Source organism: Gracilibacillus kekensis (assembly GCF_900143085.1).
Lineage (GTDB): Bacteria > Bacillota > Bacilli > Bacillales > Amphibacillaceae > Gracilibacillus > Gracilibacillus kekensis.
In genome coordinates this window covers 199,923-220,767 of record NZ_FRCZ01000002.1, presented here as the reverse complement: position 1 = coordinate 220,767, position 20,845 = coordinate 199,923, and the positions used below count along the sequence as shown (strand labels likewise).

20 protein-coding genes are annotated in these 20,845 nt (G+C 34.4%); 12 read left to right on the top strand and 8 right to left on the bottom strand.

The features are described from left to right. Nucleotides 1-2: 2 nt before the first annotated feature. The 3 genes from BUC25_RS06610 (at nt 3) to BUC25_RS06600 (ending at nt 3,304) form a co-directional block, all read left to right on the top strand. A complete protein-coding gene (locus BUC25_RS06610; protein WP_073200964.1) occupies nt 3-842 on the top strand; it encodes a carbohydrate ABC transporter permease in 840 nt (279 codons plus the stop codon). A gap of 65 nt (nt 843-907) precedes the next feature. Next, the gene (locus tag BUC25_RS06605; RefSeq protein ID WP_073200962.1) at nt 908-1,540 is read left to right on the top strand and encodes a YesL family protein; all 633 of its coding nucleotides are present in this window, start codon (nt 908-910) and stop codon (nt 1,538-1,540) included. A 528-nt stretch (nt 1,541-2,068) separates the two neighbouring features. After that, a complete protein-coding gene (locus tag BUC25_RS06600) occupies nt 2,069-3,304 on the top strand; it encodes a C40 family peptidase (RefSeq protein ID WP_084543396.1) in 1,236 nt (411 codons plus the stop codon). Nucleotides 3,305-3,815: 511 nt separating this feature from the next. Here the strand turns inward: BUC25_RS06600 and BUC25_RS06595 are convergent. From BUC25_RS06595 to BUC25_RS06585, 3 genes are all read right to left on the bottom strand, one after another. Beyond that, entirely contained in the window at nt 3,816-4,244 is a 429-nt protein-coding gene (locus BUC25_RS06595; protein WP_073200960.1) for a BrxA/BrxB family bacilliredoxin, read from the bottom strand. Nucleotides 4,245-4,314: 70 nt separating this feature from the next. Beyond that, nucleotides 4,315-6,027 (bottom strand): aminodeoxychorismate synthase component I, encoded by a 1,713-nt coding sequence (pabB, locus tag BUC25_RS06590; RefSeq protein ID WP_084543395.1) that lies wholly within the window; start codon nt 6,025-6,027, stop codon nt 4,315-4,317. Continuing rightward, nucleotides 6,028-6,627, bottom strand: a complete 600-nt coding sequence (locus tag BUC25_RS06585; RefSeq protein WP_073200959.1) for an anthranilate synthase component II — start codon at nt 6,625-6,627, stop codon at nt 6,028-6,030. It abuts the gene before it with no gap. Nucleotides 6,628-6,947: 320 nt separating this feature from the next. Here BUC25_RS06585 and BUC25_RS06580 point away from each other — a divergent pair, with 320 nt between their 5' ends. The 7 genes from BUC25_RS06580 (at nt 6,948) to BUC25_RS06550 (ending at nt 12,535) form a co-directional block, all read left to right on the top strand. Next, complete coding sequence (locus BUC25_RS06580) at nt 6,948-7,901, top strand: ABC transporter permease (protein ID WP_073200957.1); 954 nt, start codon at nt 6,948-6,950, stop codon at nt 7,899-7,901. Beyond that, on the top strand, nt 7,891-8,844 hold the full coding sequence (locus BUC25_RS06575) for an iron chelate uptake ABC transporter family permease subunit (protein WP_073200955.1): 954 nt from the start codon (nt 7,891-7,893) through the stop codon (nt 8,842-8,844). Before BUC25_RS06580 ends, BUC25_RS06575 begins: the two co-directional genes overlap by 11 nt. Then, nucleotides 8,841-9,608 (top strand): iron ABC transporter ATP-binding protein, encoded by a 768-nt coding sequence (locus tag BUC25_RS06570; protein ID WP_073200952.1) that lies wholly within the window; start codon nt 8,841-8,843, stop codon nt 9,606-9,608. Before BUC25_RS06575 ends, BUC25_RS06570 begins: the two co-directional genes overlap by 4 nt. Nucleotides 9,609-9,884: 276 nt before the next feature. Next, entirely contained in the window at nt 9,885-10,946 is a 1,062-nt protein-coding gene (locus BUC25_RS06565; protein ID WP_073200950.1) for a siderophore ABC transporter substrate-binding protein, read from the top strand. Between the two features lie 249 nt (nt 10,947-11,195). Further along, the gene (locus BUC25_RS06560; protein ID WP_073200948.1) at nt 11,196-11,660 is read left to right on the top strand and encodes a chemotaxis protein CheX; all 465 of its coding nucleotides are present in this window, start codon (nt 11,196-11,198) and stop codon (nt 11,658-11,660) included. A gap of 21 nt (nt 11,661-11,681) precedes the next feature. Beyond that, the gene (locus tag BUC25_RS06555; protein WP_073200947.1) at nt 11,682-12,149 is read left to right on the top strand and encodes a chemotaxis protein CheW; all 468 of its coding nucleotides are present in this window, start codon (nt 11,682-11,684) and stop codon (nt 12,147-12,149) included. A 29-nt stretch (nt 12,150-12,178) separates the two neighbouring features. Beyond that, nucleotides 12,179-12,535, top strand: coding sequence for a response regulator (locus BUC25_RS06550; protein ID WP_280174046.1), 357 nt, complete (start codon nt 12,179-12,181; stop codon nt 12,533-12,535). Between the two features lie 644 nt (nt 12,536-13,179). Here the strand turns inward: BUC25_RS06550 and BUC25_RS06545 are convergent. From BUC25_RS06545 to BUC25_RS06530, 4 genes are all read right to left on the bottom strand, one after another. Further along, nucleotides 13,180-13,812 carry a YczE/YyaS/YitT family protein gene (locus BUC25_RS06545; protein ID WP_073200943.1) on the bottom strand — a complete coding sequence of 211 codons (633 nt, stop codon included), beginning with the start codon at nt 13,810-13,812 and terminating at the stop codon, nt 13,180-13,182. A 61-nt stretch (nt 13,813-13,873) separates the two neighbouring features. After that, the gene (locus tag BUC25_RS06540; protein WP_073200941.1) at nt 13,874-14,959 is read right to left on the bottom strand and encodes a Ger(x)C family spore germination protein; all 1,086 of its coding nucleotides are present in this window, start codon (nt 14,957-14,959) and stop codon (nt 13,874-13,876) included. After that, nucleotides 14,952-16,049, bottom strand: coding sequence for a GerAB/ArcD/ProY family transporter (locus BUC25_RS06535; RefSeq protein WP_073200933.1), 1,098 nt, complete (start codon nt 16,047-16,049; stop codon nt 14,952-14,954). Before BUC25_RS06535 ends, BUC25_RS06540 begins: the two co-directional genes overlap by 8 nt. A gap of 7 nt (nt 16,050-16,056) precedes the next feature. After that, complete coding sequence (locus BUC25_RS06530; protein ID WP_084543394.1) at nt 16,057-17,556, bottom strand: spore germination protein; 1,500 nt, start codon at nt 17,554-17,556, stop codon at nt 16,057-16,059. A 155-nt stretch (nt 17,557-17,711) separates the two neighbouring features. Here BUC25_RS06530 and BUC25_RS06525 point away from each other — a divergent pair, with 155 nt between their 5' ends. Beyond that, nucleotides 17,712-18,872 carry an acyl-CoA dehydrogenase family protein gene (locus BUC25_RS06525; protein ID WP_073200931.1) on the top strand — a complete coding sequence of 387 codons (1,161 nt, stop codon included), beginning with the start codon at nt 17,712-17,714 and terminating at the stop codon, nt 18,870-18,872. Nucleotides 18,873-19,162: 290 nt separating this feature from the next. Here BUC25_RS06525 and BUC25_RS06520 read toward each other — a convergent pair whose 3' ends face one another. Beyond that, nucleotides 19,163-20,308 (bottom strand): glycosyltransferase family 4 protein, encoded by a 1,146-nt coding sequence (locus BUC25_RS06520; RefSeq protein ID WP_073200929.1) that lies wholly within the window; start codon nt 20,306-20,308, stop codon nt 19,163-19,165. 171 nt (nt 20,309-20,479) lie between these two features. On the opposite strand from BUC25_RS06520, the gene BUC25_RS06515 reads away from it, so the two are divergent. Continuing rightward, nucleotides 20,480-20,716, top strand: a complete 237-nt coding sequence (locus BUC25_RS06515) for a universal stress protein (RefSeq protein ID WP_073200927.1) — start codon at nt 20,480-20,482, stop codon at nt 20,714-20,716. The last annotated feature ends 129 nt before the right edge of the window (nt 20,717-20,845 follow it).

Genomic DNA, 20,845 nt, shown 5'->3' with positions numbered 1-20,845 from the left:
CGATGCAGCCAAAAAATCTCAAAAGACTTATTTATCATGTGATCGTTGGTGGGTTTGCCATTCTGTTATTGTATCCAGTATTTTGGTTAGTGATGAGCTCATTCAAATTAAGTGAGCGAATATTTGTTACGGCTGATCAATTAATTCCTGATCCATTTGTTTTCTCCAACTATGCCCAAGGGTGGGAAGGTTTCGGTGATTATGGATTCGGAACATTTATTACTAATACAGCTATATTTGTCGTATTAGTTTTGATTGGCCATTTAATTTCCTGTTCATTAATTGCTTTTGGTTTTGCACGACTTAATTTCGCTGGACGTAATTTTTGGTTTGCCATTATGATCATGACATTAATGCTTCCATATGAAGTAGTAATGATCCCGCAATATATTATTTTTGCCCAATTAGAATGGCTAAACTCACTAAAGCCATTAGTTGTACCGGCATACTTCGGACATCCATTTTTTATCTTTTTACTTGTTCAATTTATTCGAACAATCCCAAGAGAATTGGATGAAGCAGCGATTATAGATGGATCCAATATATTTGGGATCTATTATCGAATTATTCTTCCATTAATTGTACCAGCATTAGCGACTACAGCTATTTTTACATTTTATTGGACATGGGATAACTTACTTGGACCGGTTTTATATTTAAACAGTCCATCTAAATACACGGTTTCAATGGCATTAAATATGTTCTTAAGTAATGAAACTGTCTCCAACTGGGGTGCAATGTTTGCAATGTCAGTTGTATCATTAGTACCTGTCTTTATTATCTTCTTTATTTTCCAACGTTATGTAGTAGAAGGTATAAGTACCAGTGGATTAAAAGGATGAATTTAAAGAGGTAATCGTTATTTTCTAACTATTACCTCTCTACACGTATTGGAGGGTATAGTAGCATGAGTGCATTAAATAAAGCATTTGAGTGGATAACTAAAATAGCATATTTGAATTTATTATGGTTAGGCTTCACTATTTTAGGATTAATTGTATTTGGCTTATTTCCTGCAACTGCTGCGACATTTACAGTTGCTCGAAAGTGGATGACAGGTTATCCAGATGTTGCTATTTTTAAAACGTTTTGGAAGGCGTTTAATCAATCATTATTACAGAGTAATTTACTGGGATATTTAATGGTTGGAATAGCTTACATTTTATATTTGGATTTTTTATTTATAACATTAGTGCAAAATGACTATATCATGTTATTTACGATTCCTTTTATATTCATCAGTATTCTATTCGCATTAACAGCATTATATATATTTCCGGTTTATGTATATTTTGAAATGAAATTCTTTCAAATTATTAAAAGTGCTTTTTTTATCATGATACTAAATCCGATGCCTACATTAATAATGTGTCTTGGGTCATTTGGAATTATCTTTATACTGTGGCAATTTCAAGGATTAGCTTTATTTTTTAGTTTGAGTTTGCTAGCAGTGGCCCTAATGATGCCAGCTATCAAAGCATTTGATAAGGTACAGAAGAAAAAATTGTATAACAAAAATCAGACATTATCCGATTTTTAGTAAAAAGCGAGCCGTATTTCACGGCTCGCTTTTTTAATAAGTAAAGAGATCATATAATCCGCGGTATCACCGCATTTTCAATGTAGCCATTTTGAAATATAGTGTATATGAATCAATCGCTTCGGCTGACCACTTCCCTTTCCATGGCGTTTTTCCTTCAGCTAACTTCTTTACAAAAGTTAGCTGAAGGAAAAACGCTCCTTGGTATAGGATACACTGCCATATGGGTAAAAGCGAAGTGGGCAAGCCGTAGCGGTTTTAAAGCTATTATCCATTTCAAAATTACTACAAAAAAGACCTTCCTGGTTTTCTTAAATCTATCATTCTATTATCCGACAGTTTCTAACATAAGAATTCATAATATTGAAATGTTTTTGTAACATTCATATAACATTGTTGAAATCTTTCTATGTTACAATGAGTCTGGTTCTAAAGATATACAACATGAAAACTTTTACGAATATAGGTTTTCTATTACATAGAGAAATGTCTGAAGTATCAAAATTTGTTTGAAAGAAGGGGAAACGAGTGCCAGAGATAAAAGGTTTAGTCAAAAATTCTGTAGTAGCTGTAACGGTCATGTCTAGTTTGTTCTTTGTACAATCAGTAAGTGCTGAAACGGAAGAGGAGATACAAGCACAGCGTTCCGAAATACAATCTGATATTGATATAAAGGAAGAAGAATTAAATAAAATTAAAGAAGAATTAGTAGAGTTGAATGAAGATATCATTCGCTATGAAGAAGCGATCGAAGCAAACGAAGAAGTAATAGCAGAAACGGAAGAAGAAATGCAGTCAGTGGAAGCTGAAGTAGAGAAATTAGAAAAAAGGGTTGCCGAAATTCAAAAAAATATTGATCGAAGAAACGATATATTAAAAGAAAGAATCTCTTCGCTTCAAGAAAATGGTGGATCTTCCAGTTATATAGAGGTCGTTTTTGGTGCTACTAGTTTCGTAGATTTCATTGATCGAGTTTCTTTAGTACATAAAATTACACAAGCAGATCAAGATCTTTTAGAGAGTCAGGAACAGGATAAACTAGAAGTAGAAAAAAGCAAAGTAGAACTCGACAATAAATTGGAAGATTTACAATCGATGAAAACAGAATATGAAGAAATGCAAAAACAAATCGTTGCTCAGAAAGAAAAGAACGAAGAATTAAAAGAAGAATTAAGTAAGAAGGAAGAAGAAAACAGTGATGTTCTAGAAGATTTGAAAATAGAAGATCAAGTTTTAGCAAATAAAGAGAAAGCTTTAAAAGAAGCAGAAGAACAAATGGCAAATAATTCATCTTCTTCAAGATCAAATGGCTCTAGTAACAATGGTGCTATCCAACAATATGCAAGTAGCTCATCAGCTCCTGTCTCAGCAAGTAGTGGAGCATTACAGACAGCAATGACTGTAGGTAATCGTTATATCGGTAACTCTGTATATGTATTTGGCGGTGGAAGAACTGCATCAGATATTGCAAATGGACGATTTGATTGTTCTGGATTTGTAAGCTGGGCGTTTAGACAAGCTGGTATAAGCTTACCTGCGAGCACTTCTGGTTTATCTTCAGTAGGTACAAAAGTATCCATGAGTGAAGCAAAACCAGGTGACTTAGTTTTCTTTAACACATATAAAACCAATGGACATGTAGGTATTTACCTAGGAAACAATAAGTTTATCGGTGCTCAAAGCTCAACTGGCGTTGCTGTTGCGAGTATGAGTGGCTACTGGAGCTCAACATTTTCTGGCCACGTTCGCCGTGTTGCACAATAATAGCTAATCAAAAGCAAGTGACTTTCCAGCAAAGTCATTTGCTTTTTTGCTTCTATATATAAGTAATTACCCGCTCCACAGTGAAATTAAACTTTAAAATAAAAACTCTGCTGACTTTGAAAATAGGATGAGTAGAACACAAAAGCTCCGTCCAATTACTTCGCTTTAGTAAAGGTCTATAAATATAGTAATAGCTAGAATATTGATAATTGATATAAAGGTTATTTCTTCGTACTAGAACAGGGGGCTGTTCAAAGCGGAGGGAAAATGCGACACTCCTGGGGTATCAGCACGAGCTGAAGATCCACTTGGTAAAGTGTTTTTCTTTATCAAGTTAGCAGACCGCCGTGCCCCCGGAAAGGGAGTTTTTTTCCGTAGCGATGGTCGATCACTCATCATAATCCTGTAAAATCAAATTTTCAATTCTTCGCAGTTTTTGTCTATTATGTCAATGAGATATAAAAAATAACCGGCTAACCAAGCCGGTTATTTTTCGTTCTATTGCTAGTGTTTAGCAATATTTTTGATATGCTGTTGTTAGTTGTTCTACGATATCTTCTGGTTCATATCCTTCAATTTGCTCACGTGGTATAAAGTGTTTTAACTCACCACCATCGATTATTGCCATAGAAGGGGATGAAGGTTCGATTCCTTCAAAGTAATCGCGCATTTGCGCGGTAGCTTCTCGGTCTTGCCCGGCAAAAACGGTAACAATTTTTGCAGGTTTCTTATCATTTTTAAGGGATTCGATAGCAGCCGGCCTAGCAAGACCTGCAGCACAACCACATACTGAATTTATTACGATAAGAGCCGATTCTTGATTCGTTGCCATAAACTCATTGACTTCTTCTGGAGTTTGTAATTCTTCAAAACCAGCGTTTGTTAATTCATCACGCATTGGTTGGGAAATTTCTCTCATATATTCTTCATATGCATTCATAGTTAGCCTCCTAATTTTTTATTCTAATCTGATTTTAACAAAAAGGTACTGTGTTAGCGACATTTATGATTTAAGGGAGGTAAACCTTTAGCCAACCTCGCAGGCTGTTAATAAACCATATTTGTTCGAAGTTTTTTACATCTTTCAGGTGTATGCTTTTCTCTATTAAAATGCCTTCTTCTAATAACTTTTCCCTAAATGTACCGGGCAACAGTCCGTCCGTGATGGGTGGTGTATAGTAAGTACCCGCTTTTTCTAGTACGATGTTTCCGATAGTGAATTCTGTTATAAATCCATCCTTGTTCCACAAGAGCGTCGTCATGGCATCATCAGGCTTTTCTTGATCGAAAGTTTCATATAAGGACCGATTTGTCGTTTTGTGATAAAGATAGTTATTTTCTTTATCTATGGATTTGCTTGCAATAACTACTTTTATGGAATTTGACATAGGTTTTACTGGTTGGGATTCTAATTCAAAATTACCGTCTATATGAACAAGTACCCTTACCTTAAAAAGTCCCTTTGAATTTTCAAGGGCTAGATTTTTCAGATGTTTATCTATATGTTCAAGATTGATAGGAATTTTAAAATAGTCAGCTGATTGATGTAACCTACTGTAATGATAAGGCAATAATGGATAATTACCATTCTCCAACTTAATTGATTCCAATAGAGAGAAATCTTTTTGTTTTTGATAAAGTACAGCTGCCTTTTGATTTAACTCTTGATATTCGGCGGTAGAGGTCGACTCCCAAGTTATTCCACCACCAGCTCCATAAGTCGCCTGTCCATCTTTAATAATAACCGTGCGGATGGGTACATTAAACGTTGCTTTTCGTTCAGGAGTGATAAATCCTATTGCTCCACAGTATACATCACGTGGTGTATCTTCTAATTCTGCAATATATTTCATTGTTTCTACTTTCGGAGCACCTGTTATAGAACCACATGGAAATAACGCCCTAAACCAATCAAATACACTATTCTTTTCTAATTCAGCTGTAATAGTGGAGGTCATTTGATGCAAGGTCGGGTATGTTTCAATATCAAATAAACTTTCTACGTGAACCGTTCCTGATTTAGCTATTCGCCCTAAATCATTCCTCAATAGATCAACTATCATTACATTTTCTGCTTGATCTTTTTTAGATCCTTGCAATTGGTCTCTTAACTCTAAATCTTCAGTTAAAGTTTTTCCTCGTTTTATCGTTCCCTTCATTGGTTTCGTAACTATCTTTCCATTATCCACCTGAAAGAAGAGCTCAGGAGAAACTGATAATATTTGAAAATTCTCTAAATCTAAATAAGCACTATAGGAAGCAGATTGGTTTCTTAACAATTGTTGATAAAACGAATACCTATCACCTTCAAATTGAGCCTTTAACCTTGTCGTGAAATTTACTTGATATGTACTGCCTTGACTGATTAATGATCTGATTTTCTCTATCATTTGAATATATCGATCATTACTAATCGTATTTTTCCACGCGGAAATAGAATAAGATAAAGCTTCTTGCTTTTTAATAGCATCTGTTTTTTTCTTGAAAACGCCAAACCAAAGTAATGGTAGAGAAGTATCTTCCTTTACCTTAAAACTATTGTCAAAAGCAGGTGCCGCTTCGTAAGAAACATACCCTGCGACATAATAACCTTCCTTTAATGCCATTTCTATTTTTGTAAAAGCATTGGGCACACTTTCTATATTTGTTGCAGTAATTATTTCTATTGGTTGTGTAAAGCTACTCTCCATTCCTTTAAAGTCAAATTGTAGATAGACATTCAATTACAACACTTCCCTTCGATAGTTGTCAGACTTACCTATCAAGTGCAGGCTATTTTCTAACAGTTCATAACCATATTCCGTCAAAATAGCTTCTGGATGAAATTGTACACCCTCTATCGGTAAGAACTGATGTTTTACTGCCATTACCGTTTGATCCTCTGTTTGAGCAGTTATTAATAAGGTGTTAGGCATAGAGTTCTTTTTTGCAACTAGAGAATGATATCTCGTAACATTAAAAAAAGAAGGTAAGTTGTGAAAGACTCCAACGTTTTCATGATGAATCGTACTTGTCATCCCATGCATTGGTTTATTAGCCCGAATGATCTTACCACCAAAAAATTCGATGATAATTTGCATGCCTAGACATACACCGAAAACAGGAATTGTATTGTGAAAATGTTTTAAAGCACGGAAAGAAATCCCACTGTCTGTAGGTGTTCCTGGACCTGGTGATAAAACAAGAAGAGTAGGATTCAATGATGCAATCTCATCAATCGATGTCGAGTCGTTTCGAAATACTACGACATCCTCTCGCATTTGTCGGTAATACTGTACTAGGTTATATGTAAAAGAATCATAATTATCGATAATTACAATCATGAGCGTTCCCTCACTTAAAAATAGAATTACTAATTATTATAACGTAATCTTCAAAGGTTAAAAAGATTAGTATATCTTTTCTATTAAAGATATAGTGCAATGAAACTATCAAAATGTAAGCGTCCGTTTACTCTCATTGCTAATCAAGAAGTGGGGGGAGTTATGTCCGGTTACACTGTGTTAAATGAGCGAGAGTCTTTCATAAAGCGTAATTTCAGGTTGACATTATTTTCATAATTAATTATAATTAACTCACATTAGTAATGATAATCATTTTCAATTATATAAATAAATTTTAACAGGGTTATGAGGATTACAAAATGAAGCTATGGATATTAATAATTACTACTATCATACTTTCATTCATTTCACTATTTATAGGTGCAATTGATATCAGCATTAGTGATTTGTTTGACTGGAATTCAGATGAAGCACAAATTTTTATAATAAGTCGAGTACCTCGTTTATTAGCGATTATATTGGCGGGTGCAGGTATGAGTATCGCTGGGTTAATCATGCAGGCGCTAAGTCGTAATAAATTTGTATCCCCAACAACAGCTGGTACGTTAGATGCTGCAAAACTAGGAATCTTAATTTCTATGCTGTTTATTACTAACGTTACATATACACAACAAATTATTTTTAGTTTTGCATTTGCGTTACTTGGTACATTCATTTTTATGCAAATTCTGGATCGTATCAAGTTTAAAGACGCTATTTTTGTTCCATTAATCGGGATTATGTATGGTAATATTCTGTCATCTATTACCACTTTTTTTGCATATGAAGCAGACCTGATCCAAAATATATCTGCTTGGTTAATGGGAAGTTTTACCTTAATTATATCAGGGCGTTATGAACTGTTATATGTAAGCATTCCTGCCATTGTATTAGCCTATCTGTATGCGAATAAATTTACAGTTGCGGGGATGGGGGAAGAGTTCGCGAAAAATTTAGGTTTAAGTTATAAAGTTATTTTAAATTTGGGCTTATTTCTTGTTGCAATTATCTCTACAACAGTAGTGTTGACGGTTGGAGTTATCCCATTTTTAGGCTTGATTGTACCTAATATTGTATCGATTTATTTAGGTGATAATTTAAGGAAAATCATTCCACATACGATGTTATTAGGGGTAGTCTTTCTATTAATTTGTGACATTATTGGCCGTGTTATTATTCACCCTTATGAGATTCCGGTTAACGTTACGGTAGCAGTCATCGGTAGTGCGATCTTCTTAATTATGTTACTTAGGGGGAGAGCATATGCGAAATAGAACAAAAATGATTTTATTATTTATTTTAGTGATTATTAGTATTCTTTTATATGGATTCTATGATATTAAGGGTGGATTTGATTATGCTTTCCCTAGACGTATGATACGGGTTGCTGCAATGGTTATAACAGGTGTTGCAATTTCGTATGCAACCGTCGTATTCCAAACGATCACCCATAATCGTATTTTAACACCTAGTGTAATAGGTATTGGTTCTATGTATGAAGTAGTACAGACCTTAATCTATTTTTTTGCAGGATCGATGTCCATTTGGGTAATTAATAAATATTTGAATTTTGGTGCTGCGATCACGGCAATGATTGTATTTGCTTTATTGTTATATCGTTATTTATTCCGTCCAGATAAATATCCGATCTACTTACTTTTATTAATCGGGATGGTCATTGGCACGCTATTAGGAAGCTTTGTAACATTTTTACAAGTATTGATCGATCCTGTGGAATATTTAGGCTTGCAATCCCAATTATTTGCATCCTTTACAAAGGTAAAGGCAGAGTTACTATATATTGCTTTGGGAATTTTGTTAATCGCGTTTCTATACGGTTATTTCATTATGAAAAAGCTGGATGTTATGTCGCTTGGTCGTGAAAATGCGATAAACTTGGGTATTAATTATGATCGGATGGTAATGAACACTTTAATATTATCATCTGTATTAATTGCCACCTCAACAGCGTTGGTAGGATCTATAACGTTCTTTGGATTAATCGTTGCAAATCTTTCCTATCAATTCTTCGTTACTTACAAGCATTCGACTTTAATATTAGGAGCAAGCTTGTTTAGTATTGTGGCCTTAGTCGGTGGTCAATTTCTAGTCGAACATGTATTGGAGTTACGAACTACAATAAGTGTGATTATTAATTTTGTAGGTGGGATTTACTTTATTTACTTATTATTAAAGGAAAGTAGGGCTGCAGCATGATTGAGATTAAGGAACTAACGAAACGATACGGTAAAAAGACGGTAGTAGAAGATGTATCAGTCAACATTGAACCTGGAACGATCACTTCATTTATCGGACCAAATGGTGCAGGTAAATCAACACTTCTTTCAATGGTGAGCAGGTTATTAAACGCAGATACTGGGGAAGTATTACTTGATAAAAATAATGTGAAAAAATGGAAATCTAATGACCTAGCTAAGCGTGTGTCGATATTACGACAGTCAAACTTTATTAATGTCCGCTTAACCATCCGTGAACTTGTTGCCTTCGGTCGATATCCTTATTCAAAGGGGCGACTAACTGCTGAAGACGAGCAATTTGTGGACCAGGCGTTGGAGTATATGAATTTAATAGACATGCAAAATCAGTTTTTGGATGAATTATCTGGTGGACAAAAGCAACGTGCCTTTATTGCGATGGTTATTGCCCAGGATACCGATTATATCCTACTAGATGAACCTCTAAATAATTTAGATATGAAACATTCGGTTCAAATTATGAAAATTCTACGTAAACTGGTAAATGAATTAGGCAGGACCGTTGTCATTGTCTTACATGACATTAACTTCGCATCTGTTTATTCAGATCGTATCGTCGCTATGAAAGATGGTAAACTTGTAAAAAATGGTACAACAAATGAAATAATTAATTCAGATACGTTGAGAGAAATTTATGATATGAATATTCCGATTCAAGAGCAAAACGGTTGCAGAATTTGTGTCTATTTTAATTCTCATACGTAAGCTAACGGTCCTTATTCTCATGATACGTTTCACTAGGCAATTCGGCAGTATAAAACTTGAACAATTTATGATATATAGGAAAGACGGTCTAGAGAAACAGTTAAATTTAACTCTCTAGACTTTTTCATGTAATATAAGTGAAATTAAGTAAAAATATTCAAAAAAATGAAAAATGTTATTGACGGTATTGCTCAATAACAGTATAATGATAATTGTTATCAATGATAATGATTATCATTATTAATAATAAAATATTACATAAGAGGAGAGAAAATAATGAAAAAATGGCAATTAGCTATAGTATTTTTAGTTTTCGTAGTAATGTTAGCAGCGTGTGGGACGGATGAAGAAAGCAGCACAGATAGCAAAGGAACAGATGAAGCTTCTGCATCAGAAGAACAAGCAGCAGAGGATCAAGAGTCTCAAGATGAAGTAGTAGAGGGAGACAGTTCAAGTTATCCAATGACAATTTCACCAACAATTTCAGGAACAGAAGATAGAGACGGTACAGAGTATAGCTTTGCAGAAGTCGAATTTACAGAAAAACCAGAAAACATAGTAGTTTTTGACTATGGTTTCCTAGACACGCTAGATGCTTTAGGAGTAGAAGGCATTGTTGGTGTTGCCAATGGAAATACATTACCCGATCATTTAGAGAAATATAACTCTGATGAATATACGAACATTGGTAGTTTAAAAGAGCCTTTACTTGAGGATATTGCAGCATTAGAGCCTGATGTAATTTTTATTTCTGGACGCCAATCTGCATTTTATGACCAATTGAAGGAGATCACTCCAAATGTAGTATTTATCGGAACAACTCAAGATGATTATTGGAATTCATTTTTAAATTCAGTGGATATAGCAGCTAAGATGTTTGGAAAAAAAGCGGAAGCGGACGAATATGTTGCTAAATTTGATAAAGCAATTGAAGAAGTTGAAACGTTAGCTGGTAATTATGAAACTAGCTTAGTAACGATGTACAACGAAGGTAGCTTATCAGGTTTTGCTACGAATTCTCGTTTTGGTTATATTTATGACGTATATGGTTTCCAACCTGTTACGGAAGATATCGAGGCATCATCACATGGTTCAAACTTTGGTTTTGAGGCAATATTAGAATTCGATCCTGAAGTATTGTTCGTTATTGATCGAACAGCAGCAATAAATGGCGATTCTAATATTGATACGGACATGGAAAATGACATTATCCAGAAAACTACGGCTTACAAAAATGATCAAATCGTTTACTTAGACGGTGCACTTTGGTACTTGAGTGGCGGTGGTCTACAGTCAGAACTTGCAAAAATTGAGGAAGTTATAGCTGAATTGAAGTAAAATATTATTCTGTTTTGAGAATGTAACTACTATATGTTAGTACAATGGAGAGACTGGATTTCGTACGTCGGTGAATACTGATGTCGGATTCAGGCTCTTTTAATTTAGAGAAAATAATGATTATTTTATACGATATGACTATTTGTCTATAAATTTTAGTTGTATAATCGTTCGAAATTAGGTATTATGAATTATAAGTAATAATATTAAATTACTACTATTTTTGTATAAAGTAAGGGGAATGGTTATATGTCATCATCGACGGAAACTAACGCAAATGAAATTATTAAAGAGTTATACAATGGATCTGTTCAAGCGATAAAAAATGTTGTACCTGTTGAACATGAGTTTGAAGCACCTAAAATGAGTACTCAACCTTTAAATGTAGAGTTCGGTGTATTAATTGGTTATAGTGGTACTTTTAAAGGAGATTTATTGATACAAGCGGAACATAGCGTATTTAGTGCAATTGGGGAAGCATTATATGGTATGGAAATTTCCGTGGAAATGTTGGATTCTTTTTCAGGTGAATTGGGAAATATGCTAGCAGGCAGTCTATCCACGCATTTAGCCAACACTGGCATTGACACGGATATTACGCATCCGACTATCATTAGTGGTAATGCAAAGTTAACTGGATTTAAGCGGGTTTTGGAAGTAGCTATACATTATCAGGATGTCGGCAATATGAAAATGTCACTATTATTAAATTAATAAAAGGAGTAGGTGAATAAAATGGAAGAGATTTTGACAAAAACAATAGTTTTTAAATTAAACAACCAAGAATATGGTGCTAATATTGATCAAATCTTATCTATTGAAAGATTAGAGGAGATTGTATCATTACCTCAAACCTCTGACTTTATCAAAGGGATTATTAATTTACGTGGAGATGTAACACCTATTATAGATTTAAGAACAAGACTAGGTATGAAGGAATTGGAGCCAACGGAACAAACCAGAGTATTAATTGCGAAAGTGCAAGATGTTCAAGTTGGTTTAATTGTTGATGAAGCTACAGATGTGATTGATATCTCACCTGAGGTAGTGGACGATGCGCCCGAATTAGTAAAAGGTGTGGATCATCGCTACATGAAAGGTGTTGCAAAGCTAGAAGAGAGAGGTATGTTATTATTACTAGACTTAAATCATGTATTGAGTTTAGACGAGTTAGATGAAGTACAGCAAGTTGCAGAAGAGTAATTTTCACATAGTTAATGGAGGGGAAAGAATTGGCACAGATACTAATTGTTGATGATGCAGCGTTTATGCGTATGCAATTAAAAAATATTTTTACTAATTTAGGACATGAAGTAATTGGAGAAGCTGAGAATGGTCAGCAAGCAACGCAAATGTACCAAGATTTAAATCCAGATATTGTATCGATGGACATAACCATGCCTGAGATGAATGGTGTGGAAGCAACAAAAGAAATTAAAGGCAAAGATGCAAATGCAACGATAATTATGTGTTCAGCAATGGGACAACAACAAATGGTATTGGATGCTATAAAAGCAGGAGCAACAGATTTTATTGTAAAGCCATTTACAGAAGAACGTGTCAAAGAAACATTAGAAAAACTATTGTAAGAAAAAGTTCGATACTATACCAATTAATCCAAACGATGCAAATTTCAATCGTTTGGATTTTTTAATTGCATAGTAGGAAGATACTACGCAATAACTGATGTGGTCATTTTGACAGTAAATATGAGCGTACCAACCGCTCCGGCTTGCCCACTTCGCTTTCCGGGGGGCATGCTCTTCAGCTAACTTTGAAAAGAAAAGCACTTTTCAAAGTGGATCTTCAGATCATGCTAATCCCCCAGGAGTCGAAGTGGACACCTGCGCTAATTTGATATTCTACAACGCTATTATCAGGAAGTATATTGGTATTTCTATCATTTGAAAAACATTATTTGCAGTAAAAGCTAAAAATGCTACCTGTCACAATAATTGTAGAACAAATATATTAGCGCAGGCCGCCCACTTTCACTCCTGTGGGAATGTTTTACCTGAAGATCCACTTTTTAAAGCGATCTGTGCTTGAAAAAGTTAGCTGAAGGGAAAATCCCACGGAAAGGGAAGTGGGCAGCCGGAGCGGGTATCTAGTAATTAATACATTTCAAGATTACTACCTCATCGATTACATAGTATCCTGATAATGCGCAACATTAAATATTGTGCTGTTATTGTTAAAGTGTAGGAAAACGTTATGGGAAATCCTTTTTTTCTCAGCTTACTTTTACTTTTTTAGTATAGTTTCTATGTTTAAATGATAATACGTATGGACGTATACGTTGAATAATAATCCCGGAAAATAACGCGTTTAGCAAGGTTCCGATTCCGATTGCACCATTAAAGAAAAAGGCTACAATTACTAAAGTAATACTTATAATTGCACGAGATTTACTAAACGACCAGCCTGTTTTATCGGTTAAAATAACCATGGAACGATCCATGGGGTTTGGCGCAAAACTGGATTCTAAATAAATTGCTACACCAATTCCAGTAAATATAATTCCGAGCAATAATAAGACAGATTGCTCAAATATGGAATTTGTGGTTAACCATGTTCCTTGTACATATAGCCAAGTGTCGATACCAATTCCAGTTAAGAGTGAAGTTAACATCGCAAAATATTCTGGTTTTGACTGAGTAAATAATGCATTTAATACGATAATGGAAAAACCAACTACAATTTCCCAGCTGCCGATACTTAACCCAAATGTACGGTAGAGACCAACTAACAGTGCATCGAATGGAGAAGTACCTAAATGTGACTGTATCGTAAGGGAAATACCTAACGTTAAAAGTATGATCCCGGAAATATAATAAAAAAATCCTTTTTGATATAGTTTTAGCATGATTTTCACTTCCCTAGCTAACTATAACAAAAATCACTTAGGTATACACCCATTTCGTTTTTTACTGTTGAATAATATTACTTTGTTCAAGGTTAAATTCGATGTCAGGTATAATTTCAATCTCCGGATACCGCTTTTCCCAATCGGAACTATTCCAGTCTCTGAATTCACCTTTTGCAGATGCTCCTATCATTAATGGATCGATTTCTAATTCCTGAAATTGGTTGATAAGGTCTTTACCTTCTTCTTTTAATTTGTCAGATATTGCCTTTTCGATTTTATCTTTTTCTTTAAAAGAACGGATGCCTAATTGTTTTGATTCGGTTAACGTACCTGTTATTTCTACGTCTATTTCCACTTTATCTCTACCATCCCACTTTTTCTTTGTTTTAGAATAAATAGAAGTAATCGCAATCGATTTATCTTGTTCTTGCCAATCAAATTCATACGTATGGTCTTTACAATCTTCATACATAACTTTAAATACAAAAAATTGATCATAACCAATTTCATGTATGATCTTATCTTCTTTGAAAAATCCTAATGCTGTTAATTCAATTCCAGTAGCTGTCGATTCGATAATTGGCAGAAATGGATCCATTCCTTGTCCCAAGTAACGATAGTTAAAATCGTGTAAGTTCATCTCGGGCACATTAGTCTTGGAATTATTTAATAATAAATTTTCTATAAATCGAGGTAACGTTCGTTCCGTAATCATTTTGTTTTTTAACAAAGATTCAGCAGAGTTACGTGCAATTGCTAGATGAATCCCCCTGCCTATATTAGGATCTTCATTGATAGATAGCAATAAATCCTCGATACCATGTTTTACTAAGTCTTCGCCAAATAAAACTCCTAATATTTTTCCTATTTCTACTGGGTTAGGTGCTTTCGTTTGTATATAAGAATTAATATTTTGTATTGTTTTAGCTTGTGCAGTATACTCTGAATTCTCACGCATATCGGTTTCTTCACTGCTTCCATATCTCGGCGATACAGCTGTTCCAATGTATTTCTCCTCAGAAGCATTCCAATCATAACCAAGCATCATAATTAATTCAATATCATCTATTATTTTTGTTTTGATACAGGCAGTTAAACTAATCAATAGTATCACTAAAATAAAAAGTTGCTTTGTTTTATGCATTTTTCTTTTTCACTCCAGTTATTATTAACCATACTATAAATAGAAAAGGGATATAACCAAATAATAGGTAAACACCTATCTTAGACAGATAAGTTGTTACTCTTTCTATAACTAAAAAATTAGTCACATAAAAAACACTTGAAACACCAATAATCGCAAATGATATCGCAATTTTTTTGAATGATATATTTGTTAAACGGTGGAAGCATTGAGTTCCTGCCCAGAAATAAAGTGCAGCAGAAGCGATAATAGCTATAAAATGCAGACTAATACCAACAAATTCAAAACGTTCAACAAACGGAAAGTCAATTACTTTCCATAATTGAAGAGAAGGCCACGTAATTCGTTGCAATTGTTCTATATTATAATAGATAAAGATGGCGATTGTTGAATACAGGTAAACAAATGTTGTTAAACCATTTGCCAGTAATGCCCACTTCAAGCCTGTCTTAAAACGATGTATAAATGGTGCATAGACCAAAATTAGTTCAATGCCGAGAAAACCAAATGTCATAGGTTCAATGCCTTTAATAATATTAATGATCTCTGTATTTAGAATAGGTAATAAATTGTCGATATAGCCATTGGAAAAAGCAGCATATTTAAAAATAGCTAAAAACGTTGTAACAAATACGCTAAAAAAGGCAAATCCTATAACAATCCGAAAACCACCTAATACCATATAAAGTATTAAAATATACAGAAAGATTAGAAAATAAGATACACTTAAATCAGGGAATAGCCAAATTTGAATGATCTCTATATAGGATCGAACCACGATAATCGCAATCGCAAAACAATATAATCCAAATACTGCAGAAAATATCTTTCCTATTATTTTCCCGAATAACTCTAAATGAACGTCGATAAGGTCTTTATTTTCAGGTACGATACGCCATATAAGAAAAATAACTGTGGCTGTAGCTAAACCGGTCAAAAGAATACTAATCCAGCTATCATAACCTGCCACTTTGGAAATTCGCCTTTCAAAGCTTAATATACCTTCACCGATTTGAGTAGCATGAAGAATAAATAAAAGTAAGAAAGGGGATACCATTTGACTGATATCCGGTTTTTGTTGCTGATTCATCATTACCCTACTTTCTTTTACCTCTTTTGGGCTTGGTTCTTTTGAGATTAATTCGATTCGGGTCTTTTGGTGATGTGTAAATTGGTCGTTTTCCTTGTAAATCGAAAGGTAAACGTATAAAAGCATCTTTTAAATCTTTCCACCTTGGTGGGAATAATGGTTCTGTAAAAGGACGGCCAAGAGATGTCAGGCGTAATAAGTGAGTAATTAAAAACATTGCTCCAATTGTTACGCCTATTAACCCCCACATTTGGGCAAAGATGATAAAGGGAAAACGAATCAAACGAATGGTGTTACCAATACGATATATAGGGGTAGTAAAGGATGCTAAAGCAGCTAAAGCTACTAGAATCAGCAAAACATTACTAGTTAAACCAGCTTCAACAGCTGCAGTACCAATTACAATACCGCCCACAATACCAATTGTTTGGCCGATTTTAGTCGGTAATCGTGCCCCTGCCTCTCTCAATAATTCTATCGTTAATTCCAGAATCAATACTTCTAATATCGGAGGAAAAGGTATATCTTTTCTAGATGAAATCAATGTTCCTAACAGGTCCCCAGGCACAATATGATAATGGTATGTTAATACAGCGACATATAAAGGTGTAATTAATACAGAAAACATAACAGCAAAAATACGAATAATACGAAAGGCAGTAGCAATGGGCCATGTTAAAAAATAATCTTCGTACGCTGCAAAAAATTCAACCAGTGTCGTTGGTCCTGTTAAAACATGAGGGGAACCATCACAAACAATTGCAACTTTACCTTCCACTAATGCACTACTAACCCTATCAGGTCTTTCTGTATCCATTAGTTGTGGAAATGGAGACTGTGCATTATCGGAAATCATCTGGCCGATAAATGAGCTATCTATGATTTGATCGTATTCGATATCAGAGATTCTTTGGATGACAGTTTGCACATTATCCGGGCTTGCAATTCCATCAATATACATAACGGCAATTGTTGTTTTCGTTACTTTACCTACTTGCAGACGCTTTACATGTAATTGTGGTAATTTTACTTGCTTTCTTATCAGGTTGATATTCGTGTTTATATCTTCAATAAATGCTAGTTTCGGCCCAATTACGCTAAATTCAATTTCTGGTGGTGCCACATCGCGATCTGTTTTAAACTTAGCAGGAATTAGTAAAACTTTTGTAGTATCATCTTCTAAATGAGTAGCAATAAAACCAGCCATTATTTTCTCTTCGATTATATCAAGATCAGAAGTAATTTCCGTGTCATCGAAGGGTAATATACTTTCTAATTCTTCTATATTTTTAATATTTAGCTGCTGACAATAGGGTAGTAAGTTTGTTTGCAGTTTTTCGGTGTTAATTAAAGAATGGTAATAAAATAGTTTAATCGACTGAACGTTACCAAAGCTAATTTTTTTAAAATCATCGCTTTTTTCCATGATTTGAATTAGTTGAGAGAAATCATGTACGTCTTTCTGCTTTTCTTTATTTTTTGCTTTCTTTCTAATTCTATTTAACATAGCAATGATAACCTTTCTAATTAGCAAGTAATGGTGATCCTAATGTGTATCTTTTATATGAAAAATATACATAGAGAAAGGTGAATTGAGTAGATTATTGGTAAAAAGGCTATTCGTTCGATATCATCGATTTAAGAACTAAGAGAGGAAGATTAATGGTGGATTTAAGTACTAATTTTATTCAGACAGATCGACAGGAAAGACTATATCAGAAAGCTACACAATTAGCTGAAAAGTTGCGTGATCGGAGAAAACAAGCTGATCATGATGCTAGTTTGCCAATAGATAATGTAGAAGATTTAAGAAATGAGCAATATTTATCACTGACATTACCTAAGTCGTATGGCGGGGAAGATTTATCTTTATATGAATTTCTTCTATTACAAGAAAAATTAGCGGAAGGGGACGGTGCTACTGCATTATCCGTTGGTTGGCATTTGGGTGTGATCCAGGAGTTAAGCGAAGAGAAGCTTTGGGAACCAAAGATGTATGATTTCTTAGCAAAAGAAGTAGGAGATAAACAGAAATTAGTAAATCGCTGTGCGACAGAGCCTGCAACAGGTAGTCCTACTCGAGGTGGCATCCCAGAAACAACAGCTACACTAGAAAAAGATTATTTAATCATTAATGGTAAAAAAACCTTCACCACGATGGCATTAGTTTTAGATTATTATATTGTTACCGCTTATGTGAAGGAAAAGGATGCTGTAGGCTCCATCTTAATCCCAAAAGATACTAACGGAATTCGAGTAGATAAAACCTGGGATACTCTAGGTATGCGTGGAACTGGTAGTGATGATTTAATTTTAGAGGACGTACGAGTACCATTAGAAAACTTGGTAGAATTAAGTGATAAACCAAAACGACCTGGACCTAAAGGCTGGTTGTTGCATATACCTGCTTGTTATTTAGGGATGGCAATAGCGGCACGAAATGATGTAATAGAATTCGCAAAAAACTTTCAGCCTAACAGTCTGAATACAACAATATCCGAGGTAGACCATGTTCGTAATAAAATAGGGGAGATTGACTTAAAATTATTACAAGCTCGTTATTTTATGTACAGTGTTGCTGAAAAATGGGATGAACATCCTGAAAAGAGAGCTCAATTAATGAAAGAACTAGGTGCAGTAAAACTAGTGGCTACAAATAGTGCCAACGAAATTATTGATCTTGTAATGAGAATAGCAGGAGGCAGAGGATTATCAAAAAATATGCCTTTTGAACAATATTACCGTGATATTAGAGCAGGACTTCATAATCCACCAATGGATGATATGGTCATTTCAATGCTAGCCAAAAATGCCTTGTTATAACCTAAACAAACAGCGGACTTGTGACAATTCATAAAAGTTGGTTTCTTCACGGGATATGTAATGTTGTAGACGGGATAATCGTGCATCTTCACGGGATATCATGATCGCTTCACAGGATAAGTGTTGTTATCCCGTGAAGAGAACCAAGTATCCCGTGAAGCGAAAGGTATATCCCGTCAAGAGAAGTCATTATCCTGTGAAGAACATTTTTCATATGTTTAAAAAATTTCGTGTTTAGATTTTATACGAAATAATTTTAGTGTGTCACAAGGGGGCACTTGCTACTAAGCTTAGGCGTGTTTTTGTTGTTTTTTTGTTTCATCCAGGATATTTTGATAGGCATGTAAAAGTTCTTGGAAGCGGTCTTCCCACCGTTGTTTTTGAGCATAGCGGATGGCATTTTCCTCTAATTGTTTTCGCCATTCAGCATCTTGTAAAATGGATTGAATTGCTTTTGTAAATGAATGACTATTATCTGCTTCACATAATTTCCCTGTAAATCCCTCTTGGATAATGTTTTTTACACCACCAGCATTTGCTGCAACTACAGGAGTACCCGTAGCCAACGCTTCTAGAACCACATTCCCAAACGTTTCTGTTTCTGATGGAAATACAAAAATATCACTACTTGAAACCAATTTAGCAACTTCTTCTTGTGGTAGAAAACCCGTGTACGTTACGTTTTGCTGCCATTCTTTTTGTAAAGTAGCTTTTGAGGGTCCATCACCAACAATTAACCAATGAATCTTCTTTTGAAGAGAGGGTGGTAACTGCTTCGCAATCCTTGCTAATAATTCTACATTTTTTTCGGGAGCGAGTCTTCCTACATAACTCAAAATAAATTGTTCTTTTATTTGATATTTTTTTATGATTTCATTTGAAGATGGATAAGGATGGAAAATAGTCGTATCGACTCCTCTTTGCCAAATTTGCAAATTTGAGAATCCTTTTCGATCTAACTGTTGATAGGTAACTGCGGAAGGAACAAAAAGACGGAGTAAAGGCTGATGAAACCATTCCATATATCGCCATAATGCTTTAGTCAATAAAGTAAGGTGATAATATTTTAAATAATGATCAAAATCAGTATGATAGGATCCAACAATTGGAATATTATATTTTTTTGCAATGTGAAGCCCTGCTAATCCGATTGAAAAAGGGGTTGCTATATGAATAATATCAGGTTGGAAGGATTTAATAATATCCTTCACATGAAGCGTATTAGGTACAGAAATACGACAATCTTTGTATAGTGGAAAAGGAAAACTTGATTGACGATAGATTTGTCCAGCACTTATTTCATTTTTAGTTTGTTTAGGAGAAATAACGATATAGGAATGATGACTTTGATCCAAAAATTTCGTAAAACGACCTAAAGTTTTAGCGACCCCATTGACGTCTGGTAAAAAAGTATCAGTAAAAATAGCTACTTTCAAATGGATTCCCCCTTAAAGTATTTCCTAATTTAAACATATGTCGAAAAATTGTAAAGAACAACTGTAGTATGTTAAATGATTGTAAATAGTTTGTAAGTACAATAATGATAACGTTTACAAAAACGGATTTCTTTTTGTATAATAAAAGTTAGAAGAAAAAGGAGGTATGCCATGAGATATCAAAATATATTATTAGCTGTCGATGGCTCAGACCATGCGTTAAGAGCAACAGCTCATGCTATAAAATTCGTAAAAAATGTTAGAGAATATAATTTGGATGTGGTAATTGTAATAAAGACACACTTAAACGAAAATAATTCATTCAATATGGCAACTACTGTGGAGGAAAAGTTAAAACTTACAAAGAGAAAGTTAAAAAAGGCAGGGGTGCATTTTCGGACGGTTTGAATCGATTTCAGGAATTTGTTCTTGCAAGCGTCAGTCATAAGGTGGCTAAAAATATCTCATGTCCAATATTAATTATTAAATGAAATGTCAATCTTTATCTCTATGAAAATAAAAATACCAGATGGCTTT

What these genes read in the sequence shown, in the direction of transcription:
- BUC25_RS06535 (WP_073200933.1), bottom strand. Translation starts at nt 16,049, where the DNA reads ATGAATCAGCAACAAAAACCGGATATCAGTCAAATGGTATCCCCTTTC.
- BUC25_RS06575 (WP_073200955.1), top strand. Translation starts at nt 7,891, where the DNA reads ATGCGAAATAGAACAAAAATGATTTTATTATTTATTTTAGTGATTATT.
- BUC25_RS06595 (WP_073200960.1), bottom strand. Translation starts at nt 4,244, where the DNA reads ATGAATGCATATGAAGAATATATGAGAGAAATTTCCCAACCAATGCGT.
- BUC25_RS06540 (WP_073200941.1), bottom strand. Translation starts at nt 14,959, where the DNA reads ATGCATAAAACAAAGCAACTTTTTATTTTAGTGATACTATTGATTAGT.
- BUC25_RS06545 (WP_073200943.1), bottom strand. Translation starts at nt 13,812, where the DNA reads ATGCTAAAACTATATCAAAAAGGATTTTTTTATTATATTTCCGGGATC.
- BUC25_RS06570 (WP_073200952.1), top strand. Translation starts at nt 8,841, where the DNA reads ATGATTGAGATTAAGGAACTAACGAAACGATACGGTAAAAAGACGGTA.
- BUC25_RS06610 (WP_073200964.1), top strand. Translation starts at nt 3, where the DNA reads ATGCAGCCAAAAAATCTCAAAAGACTTATTTATCATGTGATCGTTGGT.
- BUC25_RS06525 (WP_073200931.1), top strand. Translation starts at nt 17,712, where the DNA reads ATGGTGGATTTAAGTACTAATTTTATTCAGACAGATCGACAGGAAAGA.
- BUC25_RS06580 (WP_073200957.1), top strand. Translation starts at nt 6,948, where the DNA reads ATGAAGCTATGGATATTAATAATTACTACTATCATACTTTCATTCATT.
- BUC25_RS06585 (WP_073200959.1), bottom strand. Translation starts at nt 6,627, where the DNA reads ATGATTGTAATTATCGATAATTATGATTCTTTTACATATAACCTAGTA.
- BUC25_RS06560 (WP_073200948.1), top strand. Translation starts at nt 11,196, where the DNA reads ATGTCATCATCGACGGAAACTAACGCAAATGAAATTATTAAAGAGTTA.
- BUC25_RS06605 (WP_073200962.1), top strand. Translation starts at nt 908, where the DNA reads ATGAGTGCATTAAATAAAGCATTTGAGTGGATAACTAAAATAGCATAT.
- BUC25_RS06530 (WP_084543394.1), bottom strand. Translation starts at nt 17,556, where the DNA reads ATGTTAAATAGAATTAGAAAGAAAGCAAAAAATAAAGAAAAGCAGAAA.
- BUC25_RS06565 (WP_073200950.1), top strand. Translation starts at nt 9,885, where the DNA reads ATGAAAAAATGGCAATTAGCTATAGTATTTTTAGTTTTCGTAGTAATG.
- BUC25_RS06555 (WP_073200947.1), top strand. Translation starts at nt 11,682, where the DNA reads ATGGAAGAGATTTTGACAAAAACAATAGTTTTTAAATTAAACAACCAA.
- BUC25_RS06515 (WP_073200927.1), top strand. Translation starts at nt 20,480, where the DNA reads ATGAGATATCAAAATATATTATTAGCTGTCGATGGCTCAGACCATGCG.